9 protein-coding genes are annotated in these 12420 nt (G+C 45.7%); 7 read left to right on the forward strand and 2 right to left on the reverse strand.

Annotated elements, in window-relative coordinates; translation table 11 throughout:
- The first annotated feature begins 3 nt into the window (after nt 1–3).
- The 4 genes from M3079_RS06665 (at nt 4) to M3079_RS06680 (ending at nt 6050) form a co-directional block, all read left to right on the forward strand.
- Nucleotides 4–633: a helix-hairpin-helix domain-containing protein gene (locus tag M3079_RS06665; protein ID WP_249078154.1), complete on the forward strand. Its 630-nt coding sequence runs from the start codon at nt 4–6 to the stop codon at nt 631–633.
- Nucleotides 630–2930, forward strand: coding sequence for a DNA internalization-related competence protein ComEC/Rec2 (locus tag M3079_RS06670; RefSeq protein ID WP_249078156.1), 2301 nt, complete (start codon nt 630–632; stop codon nt 2928–2930). Before M3079_RS06665 ends, M3079_RS06670 begins: the two co-directional genes overlap by 4 nt.
- A 9-nt stretch (nt 2931–2939) precedes the next feature.
- Nucleotides 2940–3959, forward strand: a complete 1020-nt coding sequence (gene holA, locus M3079_RS06675) for a DNA polymerase III subunit delta (RefSeq protein WP_249078158.1) — start codon at nt 2940–2942, stop codon at nt 3957–3959.
- 183 nt (nt 3960–4142) lie between these two features.
- Nucleotides 4143–6050: a glutamine synthetase gene (locus M3079_RS06680; RefSeq protein ID WP_249078160.1), complete on the forward strand. Its 1908-nt coding sequence runs from the start codon at nt 4143–4145 to the stop codon at nt 6048–6050.
- Nucleotides 6051–7351: 1301 nt separating this feature from the next.
- Here M3079_RS06680 and M3079_RS06685 read toward each other — a convergent pair.
- Nucleotides 7352–7894 carry an acyltransferase family protein gene (locus M3079_RS06685; protein WP_249078162.1) on the reverse strand — a complete coding sequence of 181 codons (543 nt, stop codon included), beginning with the start codon at nt 7892–7894 and terminating at the stop codon, nt 7352–7354.
- Between the two features lie 167 nt (nt 7895–8061).
- Between M3079_RS06685 and M3079_RS06690 the strand changes: the two genes are divergently transcribed.
- The gene (locus M3079_RS06690) at nt 8062–8553 is read left to right on the forward strand and encodes a YajQ family cyclic di-GMP-binding protein (protein WP_021715748.1); all 492 of its coding nucleotides are present in this window, start codon (nt 8062–8064) and stop codon (nt 8551–8553) included.
- A 4-nt stretch (nt 8554–8557) separates the two neighbouring features.
- Entirely contained in the window at nt 8558–10279 is a 1722-nt protein-coding gene (gene ade / locus M3079_RS06695) for an adenine deaminase (RefSeq protein WP_249078164.1), read from the forward strand.
- A 47-nt stretch (nt 10280–10326) separates the two neighbouring features.
- Here the strand turns inward: ade and M3079_RS06700 are convergent, their stop codons facing one another.
- Nucleotides 10327–11718, reverse strand: coding sequence for an NAD(P)-dependent oxidoreductase (locus M3079_RS06700; protein WP_249078165.1), 1392 nt, complete (start codon nt 11716–11718; stop codon nt 10327–10329).
- Between the two features lie 232 nt (nt 11719–11950).
- On the opposite strand from M3079_RS06700, the gene M3079_RS06705 reads away from it, so the two are divergent.
- Nucleotides 11951–12397: a hypothetical protein gene (locus tag M3079_RS06705; RefSeq protein ID WP_249078167.1), complete on the forward strand. Its 447-nt coding sequence runs from the start codon at nt 11951–11953 to the stop codon at nt 12395–12397.
- Nucleotides 12398–12420 lie beyond the last annotated feature (23 nt).

Consider the following 12420-nt stretch of genomic DNA (forward strand, 5'->3'; position numbering starts at 1 on the left):
CAGATGGCACAACTGAATAAAAAAATAATGGCCGTTGCCGTGGCAGTGGTTTTTTGCTTGCTGGCTGCTTTTTGGCCGCATGAGCGTGAAGCTGATGTTTTAAAAATTGAACAGCAGGCCGTAACGGCAAGCGAAAAAGAAGAAGCGAAAATAACGGTTTACGTAAGCGGCGCTGTGGCAAACCCGGGCCTGCACGAAATTGCGCCCGGAAGCAGAGCCGTGGAGGCTATTGCCGCCGCAGGCGGAATGACGGAAGAAGCCAATAAGGACAAAGTAAACCTTGCAAAAATCTGTAAGGACGGTATGCAGGTTAATGTGCCCCGCCTGAGCGCAAAAGAACGGCGCAGGCTTGCCGCTGCAAATACATCTGCAAGCGGTGCGGAAGCGCCAGAGCAGAGTGGCGCTTCTTACAATGCTGCGCAGGAAAGCGAAGCCGCTTTAACCGGCAAGGTGAATTTAAACACTGCTACGGCGGAAGAACTGGAAACACTGCCGGGCGTTGGCGCGGTAACGGCGCAGCGCATTGTGGAATACCGCTCTGCCCACGGCTTTGCCAGAATTGAGGACCTTATGAACGTAAAGGGCATAGGGCAGGCAAAGTTTAAGAAAATGCAGCCCTGGCTTGATTTATGAAAACATGGTTTGCGGCAGCAGCCGCGCTTTTTGCAGCCGGTGATTACGCCGGTATTTTAATGCCGCAGTATTTTAGTGTTTATGCCGCGCTGGCAGTAGTTTTTGCAGTGCTTATGGCAGCGGCGGCAAAATTTAAGCCGCAAACTTACGGTGCGGCCATATTAGCCCTTATATTTTTTACCTTGTGCGGCATGGCGGCAGGCAGTAAGGCTATGCAGCCGCACACTGCGGATATTAAAAATTATATCGGGCAAAAGGTAACGGTGTACGGCAAGATTGATTTGCTGACGCTGAAAAAACAGGAAAAAGGCACCGGGTTTATACTTGAGTGTACTGCGCTGCAAACAGGCAGCGGTAATTTGCATAAAACTCGCGGCAATATACGCGTGTTTGTGCAGAATGCCAAAGTTAAAAATTTTACGGCTGGCAGCATTGCCGTTACCGGCACATTAAAAAGCCTTAACGGTTTTGCCAATCCCGGCAGCTTTAACAGCGAAAACTGGAATTTACAGCAGGGCTTACAAGGCAGAATGTCTGTAAAACAGGCGGCTTTGCAGGTTATGGGTGAAGCTGATATCAGTGATAAATTCTTTTTATTTGCACTGGGACTGCAGCATAAAATAACAGATACGGTTGACGGCGAAGCAGGGGCAGTGCTGTGCGGCATGGCGCTCGGCGGTTATGACGGTTTAAGCGAAGCAACTCGCGAAGCATTTTCCGTAACCGGCCTGGCTCATATATTGTCGGTATCGGGCACGCACATGGCGCTGGTGGCAGGCTTTTTAATTTTAATTATCGGCAGGCGCGGCAAAGCGCAGATAATAACAGTGCTGCTTTTGTTATTTTTGTATGCGCTGTTATGCGGCGGCAGCGCACCGGTATGGCGGTCATTCATTATGAGTGCGGTTGCACTTGCCGGTGCCGGTACTTACAAAAAAGCGCAAAGCGGCAATATTTTTTGTGCGGCGGCAGTGCTGCTTTTAATATATAACCCGTTATGGCTGTTTGATGCCGGGTTTCAGCTTTCGTTTGCGGCAACCGGCGGGCTGATATTTATTTACCCGCAGCTTAAGGAGCGGCTGCAATTTTTAAAACCCGTGCTTGTGCGCGAAGGGTTTGCCATTACGCTTGCGGCGCAGCTTGCCTCTCTGCCGCTTTTATTATGGCATTTTAACCAGCTTTCGCTTGTAACTTTTGCCGCTAATATTCTGCTTGTGCCTGCTATGGAAATTTTGGTAATAGCCGCGCTTGCCGGGTTGTGCTTGCCTTTTGCCGGTACATATTTAATTTATGCTGCCGGAATTTTCATGCAGCCCCTGCTTAACGCCGTCAGTTTCCTCGCGGTGCTGCCTGCGGCGGCAGTTAATGTTCCGCACTTGCCTGCGGCGTGCTTTGTGCTGTATTACATAATGCTTGCCATACTGTTTAATAGTAACTGGTTCAGCAAAACGGAGCGCAGGTATACAGCTGCAATTTGTTCGGCCGGAATAATTGTTTTGGCGGTATACAAAATTTTTACGCCGCAGCCGTTTACCGCGCATTTTATGGATGTGGGGCAGGGGGACGCCGCTTTGGTGCAGACAACGGACGGGCATAATATTATTGTTGACTGCGGCGGTTTGCAGGGAAACTTTGATACCGGCAGCCGCATTATTGTGCCGTATCTGCGTTATCTCGGCGTGGAGGAGATTGACCTTTTGGCACTCAGCCACGGGCACCATGACCACGCCGGGGGAGCGGCAGGGCTTGCACGCCTTGTAAAAGTTGATAAGCTCCTGCTGCCGCAGGAAAAACCTTCGGAAGATGTACAAAAACTGCTGCATTATATTAAGCCGCAAGATATTTTAGAAGCGGCGGAGGGCAGTGTATATACGCTTGGCAAGTGCCGCATTGAAGTTCTGGCGTCAGGAAAATCCGAAGGCGGAGGCAACGAAAGCAGCGTAATTATGCGCATAGCCGAACCCGCAGGCAGCATTTTGTTTACCGGCGACGCCGATGAAAACATAGAATTTGCGGCAGCTGGCAAAATAAAACCGGCCGATGTTTTAAAAGTTGCCCATCACGGCAGCAATTATTCTTCGTCGCCGCTGTTTTTAAAACAGGCCAAACCGCGGCTTGCGGTAATTTCCGTTGGTGCGGATAACCGTTACGGGCACCCGGGGCGTGATGCCGTGCAGCGTTTGCAGGCCGCCGGGGCCAAGGTGCTGCGCACGGATAAACTGGGCGCGGTAAAAGTATGTTTTGACGAAGGACGCCTGCAATGGTATAGTTATAGGTACGACAAAGAATTTTTTTAAGGTGATTTTATGGAACTGGCACCGGAAAAACTGATAGAAATGCTGGAAAAAGGCGAAAGCCTGCCCAACGTTATTTTAATGTACGGCGAAGAAAACTATTACCGCAGCAAAGCCGCAGCCTGCATAAAAAAATATGTTTTTGGCAGCGCGGCGGATGAAGATATGGAAATCAGCGTTTTCGACCGCGATACGGATTTAAAAAGGCTTAATGCCGCTGTTAACACTTATCCGTTCTTTGGCGGTAGCAGCCTCGTCATCATCAGCGACGATAAAATTTTTGCCGCTGAAAAAAAACAGAAAGAAAATCTGGAAGTAATTTTGGCGAACATACCGGAGTTCTGCCATGTGTTTATCAGCGTAAGCAAAATAGATAAGCGCGGCCGCCTTTATAAAATGCTGGCGGCAGAAGGCGCTGCCTGCGAATGTAAACCGCTGAAGCCGTACCAGCTTAAGCCGTGGCTTGACGCCGAAGCCAAAAAACGCGGCTGCCGTTTTGAATATGATGCGGAACAGACGGTGATGGAATATCTTTCTGCGGCCGATACCGCACCGCTGCTTTTGCTTGAGCAGGAAATAGAAAAGCTGTACGTTTACGGCGGTAAACGGCGCATCTGGACAAAAGCCGATGTTGAAGCTGTATTTTCTTCCCTGCCGGAAGTTTCGCGCTTTGCGCTTTTAAATGCCATTGCCCAAAAGAACCTGCCCGAAGCACTGGAGCTTTTGCAGAACGAAAAGAAACACGGCGGCAGTGCGATAGCCGTCAGCGGTTTGATTGCCTTTCAGGTACGCCGCCTGGCGCAGGTTAAAGAACTGGCGGCGCAGGGAATGAATCAGCAAACGGCGGCTTCCGCTTTAAAAATGTCGCCCTATGCCGTAAAAAAATTAATGGAGCAGTGCCGCAATTTTACTGCGCACGGCTTATCGGAATTTATGCTGGCGCTGGCAGATTTTAACGCCAATATCCGCTACGGCGGCAGGCAGTTTGAAATGCTGGAGGAAATACTCATCCGTTTTTTGGGCAAGCGTTAAAATTTTTACAAAACCGGAAAGATTTTACTGGACGCGGAGAAGATTATTTGTTATAATACAAACGTGGTCAATGGAGACCCTGCTATTTGTATGCCCAAGTAGCAGGGTCTTTTGTATTTTATTTTTGTTTTAATTATTTTAATTAAATGAAAGGAGCGCGGCGCAAAGCCGCAGGTGACCGAAATGATGAACCCCGATATGCTTTATGTTATCAGCCCCGAAGAACAGAACAGAGAAACACTGACCGAGATTTTAACAGCGCACCCGGAAATTAAATTCGTTTCCTTTATGGGTGTGGATTTTGCAGGCAACGATACCGACGAAAAAGTGCCTATCAGCCTGTTTTTGAAAGATATTGACGGCTTTCTGGAAGGCATGGCTGCCCAGACCGACGGCAGCTCCGTTGTGCTTACCGGCATTGCTACTTTAAATAACGCCCGCGTCGATATGAAAATCGACAGCAGCGTAAACTGGTATATTGACTATAACTACGAACATTTCGATTCCGCAACCGGCAGAATGGTTGGCACGCTGCGTATTCCGTGCTTCCTTGTACACAATAACGTACGCGTTGACTCCCGCTCTATTCTGCACGATACGCTGGATTATGTTGAAAAAGAATTGCTGGAGCTCTTTAAAAAGCATCCTCAGGTTGCAGGTTTGGAACATATCAGCGGTGAAGACATTGAAAAAATTATTTTCACCTGCGCAACCGAACTGGAATTCTGGGTAAAATCCCCGCGTGAAGATGCTCCGATTGAAGCATTAAGCTCCTCGCAGATGATGCAGGAACAATACTGGCAGCGCTGCCGCGGCAACGTGCGCACCGCCTTGGAACAAACCGTGGAAATGCTGGAAGCCTACGGCCTTGGGCCTGAAATGGGACATAAGGAATGCGGCGGCGTACGCGGGCAGATTGACGACAACGGCCATATGACCCACGTTATGGAACAGCTGGAAGTAGACTGGAAATACAGCTACGGCGTACAAACTGCCGATAACGAACTTCTGGCGCGCATTATCGTTAAAGAAATTTTCCGCCTGAACGGCCTTGAAGTTTCCTTCCAGGCAAAACCCGTTCCGGGCGTTGCCGGCAGCGGCGAACATACCCACGTTGGCATTGCCGCCAAAATGAAAAACGGCAAAGTTGTTAACCTGTTCGCACCGAAAGATATGCACACAGAATTCCTCTCTGCCGTTGGTTACGGTTCCATGATGGGGCTTTTGAAAAACTACGAAGTAATCAACCCCTTCATTTCTTCCACCATCGACTCTCTGAACCGTTTGAAACCCGGCTTTGAAGCACCTGTCTGCATTGTAACTTCGCTCGGCCTCAGCCCGGAAGTCCCTTCCCGTAACCGTACCATTCTGGCAGGCTTAATCCGCGACATCGACAGCCCGATGGCAACCCGTATTGAAATGCGTTCCCCGAACCCGTATACCAATACCTACCTTGCCATTGCAGCTTTCTATATCTCCATGCTGGACGGCATTAAAGCCTGCGTGGAATCCGGCAAAACGCTTAAGGAAATGGAAAACGAGCTGTCCAAAAAAGCGGGCGACGAAGGCTTCTACCTTGAAAAAGACAGAGAATACCGCAGCGAGCATGACGTATTTGAAGACTACAACGAAGAAGAACGCGCCCACCTGTTTGGCAAACCGCCCGCAACCGTTTGGGAAAACATGTGCGCCATTAAAAACTATCCGGAAAAAATTGCCGTGCTTACCACCGGCAATATTCTTAAAAAAGAATTTATCGAATCCTTCGCCAAAGGCGCTTTGATCCGTTGGCAGACGGAACTTCTGAACAGAATTATTCCTGAATATCATAAGGAAATCTGCCTGATGAAAAAACTGCATGACGACGATAACCATACCACGCATGATGCGGCAATGTGGGAAAAAATCGCCGCAATGCGCAACACCATGGCTAAAGACGTTACCGAGCAGCCGAGCCTGTTTACCATGACCCGCGAAGCATTTGCAAGAGGCGACTTTGACGCAGCTTCCAATTTGCAGCTGGAAATGGCAGAAATTATGCAGAAACTGAAAGCTCAGTACAACGAATATCAGCACAACATTATCGACTAATGGCCAAATGAGGGAAGGCTGTTTAAACCCCCGGTACTTTATGTATCGGGGGTTAGTTTATGCGATTGACAGGACATAAAAATATAGTGGAATAATAACACAGATAAATAGTTCTGTATGGCTAGAGTGGAAACTCTGGTGGCACCGTAGACGGGGACATTTCCCCGTCATATTTATTTTGAAGACTTTATGAGTATATTAAGTATTTTTATTGATAAGTCGGGAGATTTTGGCGAAAAGACAGACTAAAAATCATATTATCTTGTTACAGATGATGCTCTTTTTAATTGCACTTTTAAAGATAATTGTTTTCATACTGGTCCTATTATAAGGCATGAAGAGGCATATAAAAATTTAATGATAGATTAACGCAGAAAATATTATATTGCTTAAGAAGTTTTATGTTGGCTTGCAAATTAAAGCAGCATACCTTTGTAATAGAAAAGTATATATTCGGAACGAAAATGGAATTATTCACTTTATTGGCAAGAGAGTTTTCTAAGTTTATTAGAGATAATTTAGAATGGCTGCAAAGTTATGATGAAATTATAGTTTACTATAATAATGGATAAATTAAGTTAAGTATCATTTTAAATGCCATTTTTAATACTCTTTTATTTAATGTTAAATTTAGAAACGCTAAACCGGCAGAATATAAATTACTGTAAGTTGCCGATTTTATTTGTAGCATTGAACTTTTGAAGTTGAAATATGATGATAAACATTTATCAAAATCTGAAGAAATGTTCTTTTATAAGCCGCAGGAATTGAAAAAGAGTTTTATAAAGCCAGTTATAAAGTTAATCGTATAAAAACAAACCATAGGCACTTATCATCAGTGCCTATGGTTTGTTATCTAGCAGATTATTTTGATGGAAAAAGAGTTTTTAAAGTATTTAAAGGAGCAAATGGGAAATTTAATAATGCGTTTTTACTGCAAAGTTTTCCGATTATGATGGGGATAGTAAGACTTAATATTAAACCGATTATTGCAAATAATGGAAAATTTTCAAGATTATGTCTTATAAAAAGCATTCTTGTTCCTGCCACTAAAAAATCATGTGTTACGTAAATATGGAGTGAGTAGAAACCAAATAGATTAAATAATTTAAGCTGTTTATAACTTGTAAAAATATAATAACAGATTATTATTGCGGCATTTGATAGTATAAAATCTTTAATTATTTGTATTTCAGAAGACAATATTATTTGATTTATATATAAATAAATGTTGATTAAAGTAATTGCAGTGCAAGGTATCAAAATATATTTATTTAGTTTTTTATAATTTCCCGAGTTAATTAAGTACCCCCCAATGCAAAGAAATACGCAAAATAAACAGCTGAAGTTACAATCCCTAAATTTGGAAGCAGAAATTTTGAACTACAAGAAATGACTGCTAAGGGTAAAAGAGCTTTAATATCTATTTGTTTTATTTTAGTTATTGAGTAAAATAAGTACATTAACATTAAAGCATAAAGATACCAATATATAAATGTTGGATTATAAATGTTAGTCAATAATGTTTGAAAAGTTACAGGATAATTAATAGAATTTCCTGCAAAATATTTCATTAACCATGTAATAATTGTCCAAAAAGCATACATTAAAGCTAAGTCTAAAACTTTTACTTTGTATTTGTTATAACTTTTGGTTAAATAAAACAAAAAACCACTTGCAGAAAAGAATAACGGCATATGAAACGAATATATAAAATTATGAATTGCTAATATCATATCTTTATTATCAATATTATCAATAAATGCATGTGAAGCTAATGCGCCTCCGGTACAATGTCCTAAAACTACTGTAAATATTGCAAATCCTTTAATGCATCTATCCATTCAATTCTATTAACCATTTTAACACCCCAATAAGTTAGTATACATTGCTAATTATAACATAAGTAATTACTTTTTTATAGATTATGCATTATAAAAGCAAAAAGGTGCCAAATTGAACATGTTATGATAAAATATAAGCACAATACAAGAATGGAGTGATTATATAAATGGCTAAAGACAGTTCTTTTGACGTTGTTTCTCAGGTGGATATGCAGGAGATGGACAACGCAGTTAACCAGACCAAAAAGGAGATTGCCCAGCGTTACGATTTCCGCGGCAGCGACGCCAGCATTGAGCTGGAAGAAAAATGCATTAAACTTGCCGCCGAAGACGAGTACAAACTGAATGCGATTATCGACATTCTGCGTGCGCGTATGGCTAAACGCGGCATTCCGCTGCGCTGCCTGGAACTGGGCAAGGTTGAGCCTGCCACCAAAGGCACTGTAAGGCAGACTCTGAACATTTTGCAGGGTATTCCCAAAGAAAAGGCCAAAGCTATTATTGCCGCCGTTAAAGCTACCAAATTAAAAGTAACTGCACAGATGCAGGATGACCAGGTCAGAATCAGCGGCGCTAAAAAAGATGATTTGCAGGCCGTAATACAAACTTTAAAAGCGGGAGATTTCGGCGTAGATTTGCAGTTTATTAACATGAGGTAAGATTATGCGTGACGCAGAATTTGAACAAAGGCTGCTGCGTGTTGCCCGCGGGCTGGAAAAGGCTGACCTTGTTTTAAAGGGCGGCAATGTGTTTAACAGCTTTACCGGCGAGTGGGAAACGGCCGATGTTGCCGTGTGCGGCAGCGTGATTGCCGGTATCGGCAGCTACAAGGGTGCGGAAGAATACAACATGGCGGGCAAATATTTAACGCCGGGCTTTCTGGACGCGCATATGCACATTGAAAGCACAATGCTTGCTCCGCGTGAGCTGGCGCGCCTGCTGCTGTTAAACGGCGTTACCGGCATTTTTGCCGACCCGCACGAAATTGCCAACGTGCTTGGCACGGAGGGTTTGCAGTGGATGCTTGCGGAAACGGAAGATATGCCGCTTGATGTATTCTTTATGCTGCCCTCGTGCGTACCGGCAACGGGCATGGAAACAAGCGGAGCAGTGTTGGAAGCAGATGCTTTGCAGCCGTTTTTAAGCCATCCGCGTGTGCTTGGTTTGGGCGAGATGATGAATTACCCCGGCGTTTTGTACGGCGATGAGGGCGTAATGAAAAAAATGGCGCTGGTGCGCGGCGGCATTTGCGACGGGCACGGGCCTGGCATCAGCGGCAGCGATTTAAACGCCTACCTTGCTGCCGGTGTAACAAGCGACCACGAGGCTACAACCTGGCAGGAGGGCATTGAAAAAATATGCCGCGGCTGCTATTTAATGCTGCGTGAGGCAAGCGGCGCGCACAACCTGCTGGAACTTTTGCAGTGCGTTACACCGCTAAACAGCCGCCGCTGCTGCATGGCAACGGACGACCGCCATTTGGATGAACTGGTAACGCAGGGCAGCATTAACTATATGCTGGAAATTGGCGTTACGCACGGCTACCCGGCAGAAATGCTTTTGCAGATGGCAACCTTAAACACGGCCGAACGTTTCCGCCTGCATTACAGGGGCGCTTTGGCGCCGGGGTATCTGGCAGATATTAACGTGCTGACTAATTTACAGGACTTTACGCCGCAATTTGTATTTAAAAACGGCAAAAAAGTTGTACAGAACGGCAAATTGCTGTGGGAGAGCGAGCCTTATCTTAAACCCGCCGCTGCGGGAACAAACATTAAGGATTTGGACAGCAGCAGGCTGAAAATCATGGCAGAGCCTGATAAAAATATTAAGGTTATCCGCATTGTGCCGGAGCAGATTTTAACCGAAGCGCGGCTGGAAAAGCCTTTGTGCATTAACGGCGAGGCTGTAAGCGATACTTCGCGTGATATTTTAAAGCTGGCAGTGTTTGAGCGCCACCATGCAACAGGCAATGTTGGGCTTGGCTTTGTACAGGGGCTTAAATTAAAACGCGGGGCAGTTGCTTCTACCGTTGCACACGATTCGCACAATTTAATTGTGGCGGGCACTAACGATGCCGATATGCTTACGGCTGCCGCAGCGCTGCGCAAAGAAGGAGGCGGCATTGCCGTGGCGCTGGACGGCGAGATAAAAGCCATTTTGCCGCTGCCGTTTGCAGGACTGATGAGCGGCCAGCGCATGGAATTTGTTAACAGGCGCTTAAAGCAGCTGCGCTACTGGACGGCGGAGCTTGGCGTGCCGGAAGGGCTGAATGTGTTTATGGTACTTTCGTTCCTGGCATTACCGGTTATACCGCATCTGCGCTTAACCGATAAAGGCCTTGCTGATGTAGATAAATTTGCCTTAACCGGTTTATGGGCATAAAAAAATACCACATTGGGCGCTAACGCTCAATGTGGTTAATTTTTTGCTTATTTTAAGTTTTCGGGTACTTCTTCACATTCGGCCAGCAGCTTTTTTGCGTCGATATACTGCGCAATGCCTGCCGCAACTTTTTTAGATTCCTTCATGGCAAGTACTACGGTAGCAGGGCCGTGTACCACATCGCCGCTGCTGAATACGCCTGCACGTGTTGTCATGCCGTAGGGGCGCTCACGCGTAATAACAAAGCCGCGGTCATCAACCTGAATGCCTTTGGTGGTAGAAACAATTCTTGCCGCCGGGCGCTGGCCGATAGCCAGAATTACGCAGTCGCACGGCAGGGCAACCTGTCCGCCTTCTTCAATAAACTGCCCGTCTTCCGTTTTAACAATGTTCTGTACCAAAAGCCCTGCAAGTTCAGTTTCATCGCTTTCGGAAGCTTTCTGGCGCATGGCGTTAAGCGCGCGCATTTGTTTTTTGTTAAGGTAGGCAATGGGCTGCTGCAAAAAGTTAAACTGCACGCCTTCTTTAACGGCTGCTTCGTATTCGGAGGGGAAGCAGGAAATCTCGGCTTCCGTTTTATGGTAAACAACCGTAACATTTTTAGCGCCGCGGCGGATTGCCGTGCGTGCGGCGTCCATAGCCACGTTGCCTGCGCCGATAACGATAACGTTATCGCCGACATGCAGCAATGTTTCGCTTTCGTCCAGTTTGCCGCTGTCGGAAAGAACAACCATGCGCAGGAAGTAGGTGGCGGTTAAAATGCCGGTAAGTTCTTTGCCGGGAATGTTGAGTGTACGCGGCAGGGAAGTGCCGGTGCCCATGAATATTGCATCATAGCCCATATTAAACAAATCGTCAACGGTGTAATCGGGGCCGATGAGGGTATTTGTTTTAATTTCCACGCCAAGGTGCAGCAGTTCTTTAATTTCACGGCGCACTACGTCTTTGTTCAGGCGGAATTCCGGAATGCCGAACAGTAAAATGCCGCCGGGTTCGGACTGGCCTTCAAAAATGGTAACGGCAAAATTCATTTTGGCAAGGTCGCCTGCAACGGTAAGGCCTGCCGGGCCGCTGCCGATAACGGCTACTTTACCGCGTTTGCCGGTAGAAGGCGGCAGCGGTTTTAAATTGTTTTCGTGGGCAAAATCGGCAATGAACATTTCCAAACTGCCGATTTCAATGCCGTGTTTGTTTTTGGCCAGAACACAGTGCGCTTCACACTGGCGTTCATGCGGGCATACCCTGCCGCAAATGGCAGGCAGGTTGCTGCGCTCGGAGATAATTTCGTAGGCAAGCCCGATGTTGCCTTCGCTTAAAGCGCGGATAAATTGCGGAATATTGTTTTCTATCGGGCAGCCCGTGCGGCAAAGCGGACGGGCACAGTTTAAACAGCGCCTTGCTTCGTTGATTGCTTCGGAAGTGGTCATGCGCCTGCTCATTAGTCTTCACCTCGTATTATTTGCGTTAAAAACCCGTAAACGGATATTTTGGATGGTTTTACAATCAGTTGCTAATTTATTTTAGCATAGGATATAGCAAAAGTGCAAACAACTTTACAAAATAAAAGCACAAAAATTATATTAAAGCGGGCATAAAAAATGCTGTGCATATTGAATTTGGCGCGTGGATAAAGTACAATAAAAGATATTAAGTGATATGGAGGTAAAAACTATGTCCGAAGTTTTGGCAACTGCTGAATTTTCCAGCGTTATTCATAATAACGAAGTCTGCGAAGAAATTGTAAAATGGGGCAACAAAAACGGCTATCCGCTTACCAAAGCAAAGCTTTATAATTCGCTTGGCGGCGCTTATGTTGGTTTTGCACCCGGCTATTTAATTAAAGCTACGCGCCGTCCGCCAGTACCAGGCGGCTGGGATGTTACCGTTGAAACCTATGATGCCGAAACACGCATCATTCCGCTTAACGTTAACAAAGAAACCGGCGAAGCCAACCGCTTTATTTTAAAAATGATTGAAGAATACAAAAAAGAAGGCCTTACCATGGAAATGGAAGAAAAATGGTATGAATCTTACGGTACTTACCTGCGCGATTTAAAAGTTACGGGCCATCCGATTTTGATTAACTCCTTTGAAGACTTCATCGAAAACATGAGATAAAAAATTAACCGGAGTAATTAAGG

Source organism: Phascolarctobacterium sp. ET69, assembly GCF_023336935.1.
GTDB lineage: Bacteria > Bacillota > Negativicutes > Acidaminococcales > Acidaminococcaceae > Fusicatenibacter_A > Fusicatenibacter_A intestinipullorum.